Source organism: Stenotrophomonas sp. CFBP8994 (assembly GCF_034044835.1).
In the GTDB taxonomy this organism is placed as follows: Bacteria; Pseudomonadota; Gammaproteobacteria; order Xanthomonadales; family Xanthomonadaceae; genus Stenotrophomonas; species Stenotrophomonas rhizophila_A.
The window spans coordinates 150,475-165,998 of sequence record NZ_JAXCWT010000002.1; the positions used below are offsets into that span (position 1 = coordinate 150,475).

General features: G+C 63.6%; 18 protein-coding genes. 10 read left to right on the forward strand and 8 right to left on the reverse strand.

All coding sequences use genetic code 11. The features are described 5' to 3' along the window. Positions 1-9 precede the first annotated feature (9 nt). Entirely contained in the window at positions 10-2,514 is a 2,505-nt protein-coding gene (hrpB, locus tag SOM39_RS05455) for an ATP-dependent helicase HrpB (RefSeq protein ID WP_320457740.1), read from the reverse strand. An 81-nt stretch (positions 2,515-2,595) separates the two neighbouring features. Here hrpB and SOM39_RS05460 point away from each other — a divergent pair, with 81 nt between their 5' ends. After that, positions 2,596-3,411 carry a TatD family hydrolase gene (locus SOM39_RS05460; RefSeq protein WP_320457741.1) on the forward strand — a complete coding sequence of 272 codons (816 nt, stop codon included), beginning with the start codon at positions 2,596-2,598 and terminating at the stop codon, positions 3,409-3,411. 165 nt (positions 3,412-3,576) lie between these two features. Here the strand turns inward: SOM39_RS05460 and SOM39_RS05465 are convergent, their stop codons facing one another. From SOM39_RS05465 to SOM39_RS05480, 4 genes are read right to left on the reverse strand one after another with little or no spacing between them, the layout of a single operon-like run. Next, entirely contained in the window at positions 3,577-4,446 is an 870-nt protein-coding gene (locus tag SOM39_RS05465) for an NAD-dependent epimerase/dehydratase family protein (RefSeq protein WP_320457742.1), read from the reverse strand. Positions 4,447-4,448: 2 nt separating this feature from the next. Continuing rightward, positions 4,449-5,387: a 2-dehydropantoate 2-reductase gene (gene panE / locus SOM39_RS05470; protein ID WP_320457743.1), complete on the reverse strand. Its 939-nt coding sequence runs from the start codon at positions 5,385-5,387 to the stop codon at positions 4,449-4,451. 54 nt (positions 5,388-5,441) lie between these two features. After that, positions 5,442-6,242 (reverse strand): ABC transporter permease, encoded by an 801-nt coding sequence (locus SOM39_RS05475; protein WP_068854422.1) that lies wholly within the window; start codon positions 6,240-6,242, stop codon positions 5,442-5,444. Then, positions 6,239-7,198: an ABC transporter ATP-binding protein gene (locus SOM39_RS05480; RefSeq protein ID WP_068854421.1), complete on the reverse strand. Its 960-nt coding sequence runs from the start codon at positions 7,196-7,198 to the stop codon at positions 6,239-6,241. The genes SOM39_RS05475 and SOM39_RS05480 overlap by 4 nt, the downstream gene beginning before the upstream one ends. Positions 7,199-7,303: 105 nt before the next feature. Between SOM39_RS05480 and SOM39_RS05485 the strand changes: the two genes are divergently transcribed. The 3 genes from SOM39_RS05485 to SOM39_RS05495 all read left to right on the forward strand — a co-directional run bounded on the left by SOM39_RS05485 (position 7,304) and on the right by SOM39_RS05495 (position 9,406). After that, on the forward strand, positions 7,304-8,053 hold the full coding sequence (locus tag SOM39_RS05485) for a ferredoxin--NADP reductase (protein WP_320457744.1): 750 nt from the start codon (positions 7,304-7,306) through the stop codon (positions 8,051-8,053). A 279-nt stretch (positions 8,054-8,332) separates the two neighbouring features. After that, positions 8,333-8,680 (forward strand): hypothetical protein, encoded by a 348-nt coding sequence (locus tag SOM39_RS05490; RefSeq protein WP_320457745.1) that lies wholly within the window; start codon positions 8,333-8,335, stop codon positions 8,678-8,680. Positions 8,681-8,887: 207 nt separating this feature from the next. Further along, positions 8,888-9,406 carry a hypothetical protein gene (locus tag SOM39_RS05495; protein ID WP_320457746.1) on the forward strand — a complete coding sequence of 173 codons (519 nt, stop codon included), beginning with the start codon at positions 8,888-8,890 and terminating at the stop codon, positions 9,404-9,406. 335 nt (positions 9,407-9,741) lie between these two features. Here SOM39_RS05495 and SOM39_RS05500 read toward each other — a convergent pair whose 3' ends face one another. Both SOM39_RS05500 and SOM39_RS05505 read right to left on the reverse strand, forming a co-directional pair. Further along, positions 9,742-10,299: an RNA 2'-phosphotransferase gene (locus SOM39_RS05500; RefSeq protein WP_320457747.1), complete on the reverse strand. Its 558-nt coding sequence runs from the start codon at positions 10,297-10,299 to the stop codon at positions 9,742-9,744. A gap of 12 nt (positions 10,300-10,311) precedes the next feature. Then, complete coding sequence (locus SOM39_RS05505) at positions 10,312-10,887, reverse strand: DUF4291 domain-containing protein (RefSeq protein WP_320457748.1); 576 nt, start codon at positions 10,885-10,887, stop codon at positions 10,312-10,314. A gap of 77 nt (positions 10,888-10,964) precedes the next feature. Here SOM39_RS05505 and SOM39_RS05510 point away from each other — a divergent pair, with 77 nt between their 5' ends. The 4 genes from SOM39_RS05510 to SOM39_RS05525 all read left to right on the forward strand — a co-directional run bounded on the left by SOM39_RS05510 (position 10,965) and on the right by SOM39_RS05525 (position 13,386). Continuing rightward, positions 10,965-11,456 carry a hypothetical protein gene (locus SOM39_RS05510; RefSeq protein WP_320457749.1) on the forward strand — a complete coding sequence of 164 codons (492 nt, stop codon included), beginning with the start codon at positions 10,965-10,967 and terminating at the stop codon, positions 11,454-11,456. Positions 11,457-11,496: 40 nt separating this feature from the next. After that, positions 11,497-11,787 carry a hypothetical protein gene (locus SOM39_RS05515; protein WP_320457750.1) on the forward strand — a complete coding sequence of 97 codons (291 nt, stop codon included), beginning with the start codon at positions 11,497-11,499 and terminating at the stop codon, positions 11,785-11,787. Between the two features lie 1,018 nt (positions 11,788-12,805). Further along, positions 12,806-13,159: a SymE family type I addiction module toxin gene (locus tag SOM39_RS05520; RefSeq protein WP_320457751.1), complete on the forward strand. Its 354-nt coding sequence runs from the start codon at positions 12,806-12,808 to the stop codon at positions 13,157-13,159. Beyond that, positions 13,156-13,386, forward strand: a complete 231-nt coding sequence (locus SOM39_RS05525) for a hypothetical protein (protein ID WP_320457752.1) — start codon at positions 13,156-13,158, stop codon at positions 13,384-13,386. Before SOM39_RS05520 ends, SOM39_RS05525 begins: the two co-directional genes overlap by 4 nt. A gap of 19 nt (positions 13,387-13,405) precedes the next feature. Here the strand turns inward: SOM39_RS05525 and SOM39_RS05530 are convergent, their stop codons facing one another. Next, the gene (locus SOM39_RS05530; protein WP_320457753.1) at positions 13,406-13,972 is read right to left on the reverse strand and encodes a HipA domain-containing protein; all 567 of its coding nucleotides are present in this window, start codon (positions 13,970-13,972) and stop codon (positions 13,406-13,408) included. Between the two features lie 144 nt (positions 13,973-14,116). Here SOM39_RS05530 and SOM39_RS05535 point away from each other — a divergent pair, with 144 nt between their 5' ends. Beyond that, the gene (locus SOM39_RS05535) at positions 14,117-14,422 is read left to right on the forward strand and encodes a hypothetical protein (protein ID WP_320457754.1); all 306 of its coding nucleotides are present in this window, start codon (positions 14,117-14,119) and stop codon (positions 14,420-14,422) included. Positions 14,423-15,151: 729 nt separating this feature from the next. Then, positions 15,152-15,439: a hypothetical protein gene (locus SOM39_RS05540; protein ID WP_320457755.1), complete on the forward strand. Its 288-nt coding sequence runs from the start codon at positions 15,152-15,154 to the stop codon at positions 15,437-15,439. The last annotated feature ends 85 nt before the right edge of the window (positions 15,440-15,524 follow it).

Sequence of the window (15,524 nt, forward strand, 5' to 3'; positions counted from 1 at the left end):
CAGCCGGCGTTATGTCCCGCGCGGCTTGGCGCGATGGGTGGCGCTGGCGGTCCACGGATCATCCGGCCACGGGTGCCGTGGGTAGCGCCCCTTCATTTCCTTTTTGACCTCGGCATAGGTGTTGGCCCAGAAGTTGCGCAGGTCCTGGGTGACCTGCAGCGGGCGGCCACCGGGCGACAGCAGGTGCAGCATGAGCGGCACGCGGCCATCGGCGATGCGCGGCGTATCGGCCAGCCCGAACAGCTCCTGCAGCTTCACCGCCAGCACCGGTGGCTGCGGCGTGCTGCCATCGGCCTCCAGCGCATACGTGATCGGCCGCTCCATCCCCGAGGGCACCGCGATACGCACCGGCGCATGCTTGTCGATCAGCTGGCGCTGCGCCCACGGCATCGGCGATTTCAGTGCCTCGCCCAGCGTGGACTCATCCAGCGCATCCAGGCGCGTCTTGCCATTGAACGCCGGCGTCAGCCATGTCGTGAGCGTCTCCATCAGCGCCGCATCGGACACCTCCGGCAGGTCCAGCTCCGGCATCCACGCACGCAGCGAGAGCGCTCGCGCCTGCCACTGGCGCAGGCCGTCGGTCCACGGCAATGCCTCCAGTCCCAGCTCACGCACCGCCTCGGTCAGCGCCTGCGCGGCCTGCGCCGGATCCACCCGCCCGGCCGAGCGGCTGTCCAGCACGATGCGGTCGAAGCGGCTTTCGCGGCGCGCCACCAGCGCCCGCTTGTCCGCGTCCCAGCGCACCACGTCCTGCTGCTGGAAGCGCTGCGGGAAATCCCGGCGCAGGCGGTTCTCATCCACCGGCGCGGCGCGCTGCAGCAGCGCATCGCGGGCTTCGTATCGCAGTTCCACCGCCACCAGCCACGGCTCACCGCGCAGGTCGCTGGGGTCGAACAGGCGCGCGCTGCGCCCATTGGCCAACAGGTAGCGCAGTGGATCGGTGGGATGCCGCGCCGCGATCCGGTCCGGGAAGGCGTGCGCCAGCAGGTCGCCCAGCTGGTGGGCTTCCACCGTCGACGGTGGCGCGGTGTCGCAGCGCAGGCGGCGCCGCCACTGCTTGCTGGCCGCATCGATGGCCGCCAGCGCGCCGCGATTGGCGTCCTGCGGCACGCGTCCCTGCCGGAATGCGGCCAGCGCCCGCCACCGCGCGGCCAATGCATCTCCGCCGTGGCGCAGCGGATCCCGCGCTTCCACCAGCGCGGCCAGGTCGCAGGCCAGCGCCTGCTCGGTGCCGTTGCTGGCCGCCAGCAACATCGCCGACAGCCGTGGGTGCGTGCCCAGGGTGAGCATGCGCCGGCCCAGCGCGGTGAGCGCGCCGCTATCGCCCAGCGCACCCAACCGCTGCAGCAGCTCGCGCGCGGCGGCCATCGCGCCCACCGGCGGCGCATCCACGAAACGCAGGTCCTCGCTGCCCCATGCAGCCAGCTCCAGCGCCAGCGCGGCCAGCTCCACCTGTGCGATCTCCGGCCGGCGCTGCGCTTCCAGCCGCTGCGACTGCGGCCACAGCCGCCAGGCCCAGCCTTCGGCCACGCGCCCGGCGCGGCCGGCGCGCTGGTCGGCCGAGGCCTGCGCGATGTTCACCACGTCCAGCCGCGAAAAACCGCTGTTGGGGTCATAGCGCGGCTCGCGCGCCAGCCCCGCATCCACCACCACGCGCACCCCGGGCAGGGTCACCGAGGATTCGGCCACGTTGGTGGCCAGCACCACCCGGCGCTGGCCCTGCGGATCGGGCTGCAGCACGCGCGACTGCTGCTCCACCGGCAGCTCGCCGTGCAGCGGCAACACCTGGATATCGGCCGGCAACGCCTGTTCCAGCGCCGCCTGGGTGCGCGCGATCTCGCGTTGGCCCGGCAGGAACACCAGCACATCCCCGGGGTGCTCGACCAAGGCCTGCTCCACCGCGCGCCGTGCCTGCGCCTCAAGGGATTCATCGCGGCGGGCCGGGAAATGGCTCACCGCCACCGGGAAGCTGCGGCCGGCGCTGCTCAGGCGCGGGGCGTCCAGAAACTGCGCCAGCCGCTCGCCATCCAGCGTCGCCGACATCACCACGATGCGCAGGTCCTCGCGCAATTGCGCCTGCACATCCAGCGCCAGCGCCAGCCCGAGATCGGCGGCCAGATGGCGCTCATGGAATTCATCGAACAGCAGCGCGCCCACGCCGTCTAGCATCGGGTCGTCCTGCAGCATCCGGGTGAGGATGCCCTCGGTGACCACCTCCACCCGGGTGCGTGCCGAGACCTTGTTCTCGAAGCGGATGCGGTAGCCCACCGTGCCGCCGACCTCTTCCCCCAGCTGCCGCGCCATGAACTGCGCGGCGCTGCGCGCGGCTACCCGGCGGGGTTCCAGCATGATGATCTTCCGGCCTTCCAGCCACGGCGCGTCCAGCAGCGCCAGCGGCACCTGGGTGGTCTTGCCCGCGCCAGGGGGCGCTTCCAGCACCAGGCGCGGGTGCGTGGCCAGCTGCGTGGCGATCTGCGGCAGCAGCTCGGAAATCGGAAAACTCGACGTACTCATGGCGCAAGGATACGGGCCGGCGGCAGGGCCGGCGAGCCGGCCGGGCTACAATGGCGCGATTCATTGCCCTGTAGCTGCCCCATGCAACTGATCGATATCGGCGCCAACCTCACCCACGATTCCTTCGACCGCGACCGCGATGCCGTGCTGGCCCGCGCCCGCGAGGCGGGCGTGGTGCAGATGGTGCTGACCGGCGCCAGCCGCGAGCATTCGCCGATGGCCCTCGACCTGGCGCGCCAGCACCCGGGCTTCCTGTACGCCACCGCCGGCGTGCACCCGCACCACGCGGTGGAATACACCGACGAATGCGATGCCGAAATGCGCGCGCTGCACGCCCACGCCGAAGTGGTGGCGGTGGGCGAGTGCGGCCTGGACTATTTCCGCGATTTCGCTCCGCGCCCGGCCCAGCACCGTGCCTTCGAGCGCCAGCTGCAGCTGGCCAGCGAGGTGCGCGCCACCGATGGACAACGCAAGCCGCTGTTCCTGCACCAGCGCGACGCGCATGCCGATTTCATGGCGCAGATGAAGAACTTCGACGGCCGCATCGGCGCCGCGGTGGTGCATTGCTTCACCGGCGAGCGCCAGGAGCTGTTCGATTACCTGGACCAGGATTGGTACATCGGCATCACCGGCTGGCTGTGCGACGAACGCCGTGGCGCGCACCTGCGCGAGCTGGTGAAGCACATTCCGGCCGAGCGGCTGATGATTGAAACCGACGCGCCGTACCTGCTGCCGCGCAGCTTGAAGCCGATGCCGAAGGATCGGCGCAATGAGCCGATGTTCCTGGCGCATATCGTGGAAGAGCTGGCGCGGGATCGCGGCGAGGATGTGGAGCTGACCGCAGCGAATGCCACCGCAGCGACGCGCACGTTCTTCCGCCTGCCAGACGCGCGCTGACCCGGGCCTGCCGTGTCGCTGCCTTGGTAGGGTCGCATCCCGATCGACCGCCGATACCAATGGGCAGGCCGTAGAAGGCATGACCGATGGCGAAGGCACGTCGCCGGAGAGGTCAATGCATCAAAGCACCGATCACTCCTATCGGCGGTTGTTTGGGAACCAACCCTACCGGATGGCGTCCTGAAGGCCTTCGCGGTATGTGGCGAAGTTCGGCTTCCACCCCAACGCTTCGCGCGTGCCCCGGCTGTCGATGCGCTTGTTGCTGGCGTAGAACCGCCGCAACGCCGGGCTTACCGACGGGTCATCCCACGCCACCGCAGGTGGCATTGCAAACCCGCCCAGCTCCGCCGCGAACGCCAGCACTTCCTGCGGCGGGGCCGGCTCGTCATCGGCAGGTAGATACAGCGCCTCACCGGGGCGACCCATCGCGGCGACAACGACTGCCGCCAGATCCTTCACATGCAGGCGGTTGAACACCAACCCCGGCCGCAGCACATGCCGCGCCCGGCCTTCTTCCAGTTGAACCAGCGCATTGCGCCCGGGCCCATAGATCCCGGGCAGCCGGAACACGGCAGACGCCACGCCCTTGTCACGCGCGAACCCGCGCCACTGCGCCTCGGCCAGCAACCGCCGCCGCGCCGTGTCATCCACCGCATCGGCCACCGACGACTCTTCGATCCAGCCTCCCTCGCGGTCGGCGTACACCGCCGTCGAAGAGAGATAGCCCACCCAGCGAAGTGCCGTGCTGGCACGTAGCGCTTCGGCCACCAACCGCAACGCGGGGTCACCGGCATCATCCGGAGGCACCGTACAGATCACCGCCTCCGCGCTGCGGATGGCCTCACGCAGCGCATCATCAACAAGCTGCCCAGCCACCAACCGGTGGCGGACAACACCATCGTCGGCCGCCGCGTCCGGCTCCCGCACCGTGCCACTGCAGGCCACACCCTGGGCCCGTAACAGCGCCGCCACGTGCCGCCCGCTGTAGCCAAGCCCCAGCACCAGAACCCGCGTCGGTGCAGCGCCGGCAGCCATGCTCAGCCCGCGCGCTGGCGCTGGTAAGCCTGCAGATGCGCATACGCCACCGCCAGCAGCGGCGCCGCCTGGCCGGTCGCGCGTGCCCGCACCAGCATATCGCCCACGATCTGCTCGGCCTCCACCTGCTGGCCGGCCTCCAGATCGCGCAGCATCGATGCCTTCAGCGCCGACCCTTCCTGCGTGGTCGCCGCAAGTGCAACCGCCTGCGCCTTCTCCGGAATCGGTTCACCCGCTTCCTCGGCTACCGCCAGGCATTCGGCATACAGCCCGCGTACGATCTCCGCACCATCGTCCGTAGCCACGATCGTGCCCACATCCGCCCGCATCAGGCAGGTTGCCGCCGCCAAGGTGGTCAGGAACGTGTACTTGATCCACTGTTCCTGCCCGATGGCATCGCTGGCCACATGGTCCACCCCGGCCTGCACGCACGCCGCCGCCAGGGCCAGTACCCGCGCACTGTTGCCGGGCGTATCACGCTCGCCAAACGTCAGCTTCGCCGCTGGCGCCAGGTGCAGCACCGCCCCGTCGGCGGCCTTGGTCGCACTGATGAAGCACAGGCCGCCCAGCACCGCATCGCGGCCAAAGCGTGCATCCAGTGCCGCGTAGTGGCGCAGCCCGTTGAGGATCGGCAGTACCGTCGTACGCGGAGACACCGCAGGTGCAATCGCCTCGATGGCACTGTCCAGGTCGTACGCCTTGCAGCTCAGGATCACCAGATCGAAGGGCTGCTCTGCGGCGAGCGCAGGCAGCGCATCGGCAGTGACGTGGGTTACCGGGAAGCTCGCATCACCCAGCGGGCTACGAATCACCAGCCCCTCGCTGTCCAGCTGAGCCGCGCGGGCAGGGCGGACCAGGAAGGTCACGTCGACCCCCGCCTGGGCCAGGCGACCGCCGAAGTAACCGCCGGTACCACCGGCACCCAATACAAGTATGCGCATGCGTTTCTCCAACTACTTCGAGGGCCGGCCAACGGCCGGCGCTACCGGGGCAGGTCAGCTCCGCATGCCTACGCCACGCTTGAGCAGCCACAGCGCCAGCGCGGTCAGCACCACCACGAAACCGATCATCAGCGCGTACGCTACCCACAGCGGCACGTCGCTCGTACCCAGCAGGCCGTAACGGAACGCGTTCACCATGTAGAAGATCGGGTTGGCGTGCGTGGCCGCTTCCGCCCACGTGGGCAGCAGCTTCACCGAATAGAACACGCCGCCCAGGTAGGTCAGCGGGGTCAGGATGAAGGTGGGCACGATCGCCACGTCATCGAACTTCTTGGCGTACACCGCATTGATGAAACCGGCCAGCGAGAAGATTGTCGCGCCCAGCAGCACCGTGGTCAGCGTCACCAGCGGGTGCGGAATGCGCACCGGCGTGAAGAACATCGCGATCAGCAGCACGATCACGCCCACCATCAACCCGCGCAGCACCGCACCGGCCACGTAACCCCACAGGATCACCCAGTTCGGCATCGGGCTCACCAGCAGCTCTTCCACGTGGCGGCCGAACTTCGCCCCGAAGAACGACGAACTGATGTTGCCGTAGCTGTTCTGGATCACGCTCATCATCACCAGGCCAGGCACGATGAACTGCATGTAGCTGTAGCCGCCCATCTCGCCCACGCGCGAGCCGATCAGCCCGCCGAAGATCAGGAAGTACAGCGTCATCGTGATCGCCGGCGGCACCAGCGTCTGGCCCCATATGCGCAGGATGCGCGCCACTTCGCGGCGCACGATCGTCATCAGCGCAATCCGGTTGCGCTGGCCGTCGGTCAGGACCGGGGTCGGGGTGCTGCTCATGCCGCGTTCTCCTGGTTGCCGGTGAGGCGCACGAACAGCTCCTCCAGGCGGTTGCTCTTGGTCCGCATCGACCGCACCCGGATGCCCGACGCGTTCAGCGCCGCGAATACCCGGTTCAGATCCATCGCGCGCGGCATGTCCACGTCCAGCGTGTGCCCATCGATGGCCACCATCGTGGTGCCCTCGATCACCGGCAGCTGCGCCGGCAGCTCACCGTCGATATCGAACAGGAAGCCTTCCACGTCCAGCTTGGCCAGCAGCTCGCGCATCGGCCCCTGGGTCACGATCTGGCCGTGGTTGATGATCGCCAGGTTGCGGCACAGGTGCTCGGCCTCTTCCAGGTAATGGGTGGTGAGGATGATCGTGGTGCCGGCCGCGTTGATCTCCTTCAGCACCCGCCACATGTCGCGGCGGATCTCGATATCCACGCCCGCGGTGGGCTCATCCAGGATCAGCAGGCGCGGGCGGGTCATCATCGCCCGGGCGATCATCAGCCGGCGCTTCATGCCGCCCGACAGCGTCCGGCTCATCACCTGCGCCTTCTCCCACAGATGGGCGCGCTTGAGCTCCTCCTCGGCCATCTTCTCGGCCTCGGCGCGGGCCACGCCATAGAAACCGGCGTAGTTGACCAGGATGTCGAAGGGCTTCTCGAACAGGTTGAAGTTGATTTCCTGGGGCACCAGGCCGATCAGGCGCATGGTGGCGCTGCGGTTGCGCACCAGGTCGCTGCCGAATACCTCCACCTGGCCCTCGCTGAGGTTCACCAGCGAGCTGATGATCCCGATCAGGGTGGACTTGCCGGCCCCGTTCGGGCCCAGCAGCGCGAAGAAGTCGCCCGGGGCAACGTCCAGCGAAACCCCTTTCAGGGCTTGGGTGCCGTTGTCATAGGTCTTGCGGAGGTCGCGCACCCGCAGGGCGGGGGCGGTACTGGTCGCGGGAGTGTTCTGGGATGCCAAGCTCTTGCCTTCGCGCCCATGGGACGGCGCTGGATAGGGGCGGGGGAGCGGCTATTATAGAAGGCCCCGAGGGTCTGCCCCGGCTACACACTGTTTCCCAAATTCGTGCCTGTTCAATTCCCCCTCAAGCTGATCGACCGGCGCATGCTGGCCCCCACCGTCGGCCACTACCAGTTCCTGCGTGATGACGGCCAACCGCTGGATTTCCAGCCCGGACAGTTCATCCAGGTCCATTTCGAGTACGCCGACGGCACCGCCACCAAGCGCAGCTACTCCCTGGCCACGATCCACGACCACGCCATGGCCCCCGGCGAAGCCGTTGATATTGCAGTCAGCTTTGTGCCCGGCGGCGCCGCCACGGCCCTGTTCGAGGGCCTGGAACTGGGCGGCCACGTGACCGCCAGCGGCCCGTTCGGCCGGTTCTGCCTGATGCCGGGCGACCACAACGCCCGCTACCTGCTCATCGCCACCGGCACCGGGGTCACCCCGTACCGCTCCATGCTGCCGCTGCTGGCCACCGCCATGGCCGAGCGCGGGGTGGAAGTGGTGCTGCTCCAAGGCGCCCGCACCCCCGAAGAGCTGCTCTACAGCGAAGACTTCTACGCCTTCGCCGCCGCCCACCCGGGCTTCCGCTACGTGCCGTGCCTGTCCCGCGAGCTGCCCGACAGCCCGCACCCGGACGTCCGCCATGGCTACGTGCAGCAGCACCTGGCCGAGTTTGCGCCCAACCCCGCCACCGACATCGCCTACCTGTGCGGCAACCCGGACATGGTGGATGCGACGTTCGAGGCATTGAAGGAGGCTGGGTTGCCGACGCCGCAGGTGCGGCGGGAGAAGTACGTCAGTAGCAAGTAATCACCGCGTTTCCGGAAATGTGAAGGGCGTCGTAGCAGCCATTGAAGGCCGGTTTAGCATTGAGGTCACGGATGTCCCGAACCGGTTAAAGGGGCAATGGCCGCCACGAAAGTGGTCCCACCAAGAGTGGTCAAGAGAGTCCGGCCCGCTACAAGCTTCAGCAGATGCCCGCCTTACGCGGGCATTTTGCTTCTCAGGCGTTCATCAGGATGTACAGAATGCTGGTTTTCCCGGCTTTGAACAGCCCCGCCCTCCAGATCTGGCCAGAAGTCCTTGCACATGCGCACTGAAACCACCAGGGATATAGATCACCTTCGGCCGCAACCGTCGGAGAGCACCGCGATGCGCGAAACGCAATTCCACGACCACGTGCTGGAAAAGGTCCTCCGAGCCTCTACACGACCGACGAGTGCCGAAGGCGACTTGGAAGATGGTTCGATGAAAGGCGCTGGGAAAGTTGAGAATCAGGTGAGGCCAAAATTATGGGTCTTTATGACAGAAGTCATAATTATGGTTTTCATCATAAAGGACTATAATTCTGGCCATTCCTCAGCGATGCAACGTCAGCCCTGCATCGGCCGCATCCATTGCGACAAGCGACGCGGGCAAAAACGTCAGTTCGCTTGATCGAAATTATCAAAGAATTCCAGCGATGCGATTGACGCCGTATCGGTTGGGTCGTCCAGATGCCTGATAACCGGTCCTTGGCCGACAATCGCCGCTTCAGCCAAGGCGATAACGCAAGCAAACACCGTCGGACAGCAGCGCTGCGTTGAGACAATGCTCAATGCCCGGACCGCGCATGGCCCGTTGCACAGACGGAGGTTCGCGAGCATGTCAGTACAGGGAGAGTACGAGCTGGCTGCTCGCTTTCGGGAGCTGGTTGAATCCGTGGCTCACTCTCGGAGGAAGAGCGACGCGGATTCTTTCGCCTTTGCCTACTTGTTGACCCCCAAGCAGGCCGATGAGATCGACAGGGTCTGCGACGAAAACAGGTGGGAACGGGTGAACTGCTACGCGATCATGATCAAGCCTGGCTACATCCGGCACGTACTCGCAGCTCGAAAAGACAAAGACGGCCTTTCAGTCGCTGAAATCGCAGCCGTCGTTGCAAAGGCCTATAGCCCGCGGAGCCTCTTGCGGATCAATCCCCCAAGCGGCGAGACGAGCAACGACAGGAGAAGCGACCGTCAGTCGGTAATCCTCAACACCCATCAAAAAGTGCTGCTGCGAGGCACGCCGTACTACGCCACCGCGATCCTGGAGATCCGAATCGAAGGGTGCAGAAGGTACTTGGCCCCGGTGACGTGCTATCACGCGACCGAGGCCAAGAAACGCAGAATACTGAAGTGACTACGTAGGAAGGACGGCCTCACTGGCAGGTTTCCACACTCAAGTGAACAACCCATCCGCCAGCAATTTCCCTTCATGTGCCCCTTGAGAGGCTTCGCAGCTCCGCCGACAAATTTTCTGCTGTCTGCGCAGTCAAGTTAACTATAGCTGCCGGGCGAAGCCCCTTCAAGCTTCACCCGTATCCGGTGCGCAAAGCTTCAGACTCCATCGCACCACGTCGCAACACTCCGTGAGATTTGGCTTTGTTTGGGGCTCCGTCCCATGCCGTGATGCCGACAGATGTTTGCGGATACGTTCCGCTGGGTGGAAATCAGGGCCTACCATTCATCCAAGGCCTAGCCCTTCATCGCACTCTGCTCTACGAACTCCCTCGGCACGCGGTCAGTGAGCCAAACGCCATTGTCAGCCTGGAAGAACGTATAGCCCTGATGATGCATGCGAAGCGCATCAACTGTCAGCACGATAGGACTGCCGTAACGCTGGCCAACGGTCGTGGCGGTGGTGGTGTCTTCGGAAAGGTGCACATGGTGTCGCTGGCCAGGGCGTAGGCCTTCGGCCAGGATCGAGTCAAGGTTCCGCGTCGCCGTTCCGTGGTAGAGCAGTGCAGGGGGAACCTTGGCAAGGTGCTGTATGGCAACGCTATCGGTGGAGTGGCCCTGCACTGCACGAATGCGGCTGTTGTCAGCGGAGAGCGTGAAGCGCTTCTTGTCGTTAGTGCTCACGATCTGCTGAACAAGTGCCAGATCCAGCTCTCGGCCAGCGGACGTTGCGCCGGCGATCAGTGCATCAACGTCAGCCCACCCTTCGGCGTCCAGCGTCAGCCCGATTGCCTCGGGCTGATGACGCAGCACGTAGCTCAGGAACTTGCTGGTCTCTATGAGTTGCTTTGTCATATGGCTACTTCTTCACGCCGGCGTGTACGCCGATTCACTTGGCAGCGCCGCCCTGGCCTCATCCAGCCTGTCTTCCCGTACCAACGCGCAGATCCGATGGGCCAGCGTCGTGACATCGGTGACACGCTGGATCCACTCCCCGGTGTACAGGCGCACTGCCTCGCCACTCAGTCCTATCTGGATGGCACGATGTTCCAGCGGCCGGTGGTGCAGGTCGCGCTCCGGGTCCCATTGGATGCGGACCGGTGAGCGGCTCTTGAGCGCCTCCCATTCCTGTGCGTCCATGCCCGGTTCGGGGTGGCTGGTACAGCCGTGAGCCAGCGCCCATGCGAAGCCCTCATGGGTGATGTCGATGGCCAGGATGCGGGACTGACCCGCATCCTTGTAGCCCCATCCGGCGCGATACATCATCCATAGGAAGGAGGGCTTGATCCACGTCATCCGCTCCATCTTGAAGGACGGGGCGACGAAGGTCTGGTGTTTGAGGGCGCTGTCGGCGATGGCGTCCGAGTAGGCCTGGTAAACGCGGAGAGTGGAAGCGTCGTACTGGGCGCGGATCTGCCGCGCCGGAATCGTTGTCGTTGTCATTTCGCTCCTTATAGCCGAGCTCGCGCAGCCGATCGACCAGCTGGCGACGGGCGGTCGCTTGCACTGGATCATCGGCGGTGCCGCGACCATCGATTGCGTTCGGGCATCAGGCCGGCGAATGCGTGCTGGACATGCATCCTTTGGGCGAACGAGAATGCGGCGACAGAATGTTTCCCTACGGAAACCTGGACGTGGTGAACATGGTGAACACTGGAAATACGGCAAGTGACCCTTCCGATTTTTCCAGCGGTATTTCTCCCGAAGCGTCGGCTCATCGGGGCGTGCGGCCAAGAGGTGATTACATGCACCATCCAAGAATCATGTCCTCCGAGATCGCCAAGGCCGTCGAACTTGCCAGCGCGGAAGGGAACGAGATCTTGAGCGTGTCGGAGGGGTGGGCAGAAGTGCGGCAGGTCGTACATATGAAGCGGCCGCTGACTGACGCTCTTAGAAACCGGATATCGCTCTTGACGCTGAGACACTGGACGACGGAGCCGACACCACATAACAAGGCGGAAGTGGGGTTCTCTGATGACACTGACCGGGTCGCGTTAGCCTTCCCCGCGTGATTTCTCAACATGAGGCAGTGAGATGGATCCTGGTGTTTCCATGGATGAGGATGTCAACGATTATTTCGACATGATAGTCGGAAGCTTGAGCTTAAGCTTTGGCTACTGCTTGTCGCAATCGGAAGACTTGGTAAGGGAGTATTACCGCAAGTTCACTGATCCGATCTTCTGCTCATCAATAGGGATGCGCGTGCAGGATCACGACTTTTTCTTCCACGAGGGAGTTCTCGGGATGGCGCTCAGAGTTCAGTACTACTTGGTGCTGAAAGGAAGTCCACGTCGAGATGCATTCATTGATTGGCGTAAAGAATTCATGGCTGATGGAGGTTAATATGCTGCCCGCTGAAACTTTGGTTGGCTCCCTGCTTGCTCCATTCCTGGATCGTGTCCTCACCAGGTACGAGGCTGTCGACGTAGTAACCACCAGGATTGCAGGTCGCACTTACGTAACTGCCGGTGACCTTGGCTTTTCCTTGGTGTCCGATGACGGGGAATCAATCGACACTGTTCAGATGCATGGCGAAAGCTCGGCCTATGGCCCCAGTGCACTTCTGCTTCCATCGGAGCTGCTGATGTCCGATTCGCGCTCGGTCGCGCGATCCAAGCTTGGCGACCCCATTCGAATTGGAGGCGGGGACCTCAATCCCCTGACAGGGGAGGCAGTACGAGATTGGGATCTGTTCGCAGCAGGCAAGTATCACTGTCACTTGGAGTATTTGCCGGACAATTCTGGGTTTTCCTCCTGTCAATCAGGCTTGCGCCGAACTAGCAACTTGATGACGTCATAAGGACTTCAACCCTTGGATGTGATGCACCTGGCGGGCCGGTTCGCAGGGAATACGTGAGTGCGTACCGGCGACGACTAACGAATCCCCTCTGCTATTTGCGATCTCCTGTGTAGTTCGAGCGGACGTGCACGGCGATCAAGTCCGCCGAAGGTGGTCTGATGGACGCCGGACGGGAGCCGGGCTGCTACGCCGCAGCGCTCAGTAGCTCTCAGTCCTACGTAGAGCTAGTTGGATCGATTGTTCCTACCGAACTCATCTTCATCATATGCGCAGACTCTTGGTAGCTGCGCCTTCAGCGCCATTCGCGTCATTGAGAAGGTTTGGTCTACCGAAGTCCCGAAATCAAGAGACACAAACAATTTCCCATCGTTGGCAGCGGCGCGCATGGTGTGTTCCGGAGCGTAGAAACTCCAAGACGTGGAAAATGTATGCGTTGTGTCGGGAGGGTGGCTAATACAACACCCTCTGGGGAATACGCCCGCCGGCTTTCCATGTCTACGGTTTCTAACCTCCCGACTCCCTCGCCATCCCGGCGAGGGACCTTCCTGCTGGAGGCAGACCATGAAAAGGCAACTACCCGACGACAGCTACAACGACTACCCTTCCCAATCCGCGATTGCCCGGCGCGCACGCGAACGCCGTACGCAATCCCCGCCGTGCACGCCACCCGCACACTTCCACGAAGAGCTGAAGGTTCCCTACCTCAAGATCCGCGGCCAGTGGCTGCGGCAGATGGGCTTCAACGTGGGCCGCAAGCTGCAGATTGAAGCCTGCGCTGGCGTCATCACCGTCAAGCTGCTGGGCACGCCGGCAGTCGAAGATCCGCGGGTGCCCAGGTTCGTGGAACGCACCATCTTCCACGGCGAGGTCAACGCCGACCTGGGGCAGTTCCTGCCCGAGGACGTCATTCCATGAAGAAGCAGGTCTACTTGCGGGTGAAGGTGGATCCCGTCCTACGCCGTGCCTTCCAGCTCTCCGCGTGGCGCAGCGAACGATCACCCAGCTACGTGCTCCGGTCGTTGATCCAGAACTGCGTGTCCCTGGATCGGAACCTCAATGGCCTTGATATTGAGGTCTGGGGCGATTCCTTCCCGCTGGAAGATGAAGCGACGAGGAAGCCGATCCGGCAGCGTTCCCGGTGAAGAGGTGGCAACGCCACCGCTACCCGGAGCGCTCTGCCATGTAAGTGTTCGCACCCCGCACCACTGAAAATCCGGTCACGGGCCCGTCTCCGGTATGTCGCACAACCCCGATTGGCGCGCCTGCCTGCGTGCGATCAAACCGCTGCATGACGAAACGCTTACCGTCTTCTGAAAGATGGAATTCAGGTACTGGAATGCCCGCTTCCTGGGCGATGGACATGCAGAGGTACTCGTTGAACGCAAGGCCGGGGAAATGGTCGCCTTCGGTCTTGGCGACGAGTTCGCGTGTCGGGACAAGTGCCTTGCCGAATACTGCGCCGGACTGCTCTGGGACCAGAAGCTTCGTCTGCACGCCGGAGACGCCCGACCGCAACAGGTATTCGTCGGCCAATTTCTGGAACAGATCCCTGGTTCCCTGGTTTGCAAGCACCTGCGAAAGTTCTACGCCTACCGCCGCACCGGCGGTGAACCGGGAGCTGTCAAGCGAGATACCGCCAATGCCAGCTTCACCGCCTGTCATTGCCAGCGGCAGCGAGGCATCAAGCGCAGTTGTTTTGCCAAAACGGTGCTGAAGGATCTCCAGCATGTGGCCTATGAAGTCCCGTATAGTGGACATTCTTGCTGACTTTCGACCCAAACATCCTGGCTGGTGTTGCACGTCTCGAGGGCGGCGAATCTTTCCCTCCGAGCAATGCCAAGGCCTTCACCCACTGGCGAGCTGGATACCCAAATGTCTGCCCAGAACAATCCTTTCCCAATCACGCTCGACACCATGGTGGTGACCTCCGAGTACATCACCGGGGGGCGGCTGCCGGTGCTGTACGTGTCCCGCGAAGTGGACGAGGAGGAGGAGACGTGGCAGTTCCATTGTGGCAATGGGGATTTCGCCATGGAGCGCATGCAGCTGGTCCGACTGGACTCCATCCTTCGCGTCGACGACACGCTGGTGGCGATCGCCCAGTTGTCGGCCGGGCATTGCGCTGTCCGTGAGTCCATCAATGCTCAATGGAAGGTAGAAGCGCTTCCAGAAGACTGAGGAGGGACGGCGCTGTGGGTAGCCATAATCCCAATGCATGCTTGCGAGGTTCCGTCTCACCGTAATCACGCCAACGGCGGAATCTACTTGACCATCGCTGCAGGGAGAATCACTAATGAGGCCATTGCGAAGGGTATCGGGCACCGTGGTAAGGCTCTGTTGCCAGTCGTGCCATAGAACATTCCCTCACTTCCGATTTGAAGGGGAGGGCGATGCCGACACTGCGGGGCTCGGGTCCTTGTCCAGTTGTATTAAGAATGGAGTAGTGATTGCCGAGATGAGTGCTTCTGAGTGGAACAACTTCGAGAGCTCAGGTGCCCAGGAGTTTCAGGAGAGGATCTCTAACCGGCTAGGTCGTTCGGACCTCAGGGCTGTGCAATTGCTGCGAGTCCACCATTCCCAAAGTTCACCTGTCAGCGTCACCTTTCAAGAGTTCCGAAAGCAATTTGTGCTCCCCCAAGTCACTTATTCGTGCGCATGCTGCACGCACGGCGAGAGCTGCGAGGCATCTCAGTCTGCCGTGGAGGGGTACCTGCGATCCGGTGGGAACATAACTTTGATTGGCGATCTCCAGCTATAGCTCCGGACGCAGGAAACTCGTGTGGCGGCGTGGCGCTTCCACATGGCCGCGCGCTGGTCAATACTCATACGGCGGTCCGACGAACTATGGATGGTTGGTGCTGGGCAGCAAGGAAGCGTTTCCGAAAATCCAACTCAAAGGTGCATGAAATGGATATCGATGAGCTGATGTCGGCATCCAAGGTGATCGTGGCAAGGAACGTCGATCATCACGTGCTGGCTGCGACGGTGTTTTGGGATGGAAATCGCTCCGCGCTGTATCTGACGTGGTACGTAGATCGACCTCCTTCTGACGACGATGAGGAGCTCTGCGAGCTCTCGCTTGGAGAGCTGCTTGCTCAGTTCACCGAAGTAGCTAGAGCGTATACCCGCTGTGTCCACGCTCAGTCGGTCGAAGACTTGGCACCTCTGGAAGGTCGAGTGTTCCTGCGCAGCTGATGCTCTGGGCGCCGCGACGGCGGCCCCACTTCGGCCTGAGCCGGCCTCGCGGTGGTGATCGACGGTGTGGTGCCGAACGACCTGG

Excerpts from the sequence above, each read along its gene's own strand:
- SOM39_RS05460 (WP_320457741.1), top strand. The coding sequence starts at position 2,596 with ATGCAACTGATCGATATCGGCGCCAACCTCACCCACGATTCCTTCGAC.
- SOM39_RS05490 (WP_320457745.1), top strand. The coding sequence starts at position 8,333 with ATGCGCACTGAAACCACCAGGGATATAGATCACCTTCGGCCGCAACCG.
- SOM39_RS05465 (WP_320457742.1), bottom strand. The coding sequence starts at position 4,446 with ATGGCTGCCGGCGCTGCACCGACGCGGGTTCTGGTGCTGGGGCTTGGC.
- SOM39_RS05525 (WP_320457752.1), top strand. The coding sequence starts at position 13,156 with ATGAAGAAGCAGGTCTACTTGCGGGTGAAGGTGGATCCCGTCCTACGC.
- SOM39_RS05495 (WP_320457746.1), top strand. The coding sequence starts at position 8,888 with ATGTCAGTACAGGGAGAGTACGAGCTGGCTGCTCGCTTTCGGGAGCTG.
- SOM39_RS05530 (WP_320457753.1), bottom strand. The coding sequence starts at position 13,972 with ATGCTGGAGATCCTTCAGCACCGTTTTGGCAAAACAACTGCGCTTGAT.
- SOM39_RS05475 (WP_068854422.1), bottom strand. The coding sequence starts at position 6,242 with ATGAGCAGCACCCCGACCCCGGTCCTGACCGACGGCCAGCGCAACCGG.
- SOM39_RS05540 (WP_320457755.1), top strand. The coding sequence starts at position 15,152 with ATGGATATCGATGAGCTGATGTCGGCATCCAAGGTGATCGTGGCAAGG.
- SOM39_RS05500 (WP_320457747.1), bottom strand. The coding sequence starts at position 10,299 with ATGACAAAGCAACTCATAGAGACCAGCAAGTTCCTGAGCTACGTGCTG.
- SOM39_RS05515 (WP_320457750.1), top strand. The coding sequence starts at position 11,497 with ATGGATGAGGATGTCAACGATTATTTCGACATGATAGTCGGAAGCTTG.
- SOM39_RS05520 (WP_320457751.1), top strand. The coding sequence starts at position 12,806 with ATGAAAAGGCAACTACCCGACGACAGCTACAACGACTACCCTTCCCAA.
- SOM39_RS05505 (WP_320457748.1), bottom strand. The coding sequence starts at position 10,887 with ATGACAACGACAACGATTCCGGCGCGGCAGATCCGCGCCCAGTACGAC.
- hrpB (WP_320457740.1), bottom strand. The coding sequence starts at position 2,514 with ATGAGTACGTCGAGTTTTCCGATTTCCGAGCTGCTGCCGCAGATCGCC.
- SOM39_RS05535 (WP_320457754.1), top strand. The coding sequence starts at position 14,117 with ATGTCTGCCCAGAACAATCCTTTCCCAATCACGCTCGACACCATGGTG.
- panE (WP_320457743.1), bottom strand. The coding sequence starts at position 5,387 with ATGCGCATACTTGTATTGGGTGCCGGTGGTACCGGCGGTTACTTCGGC.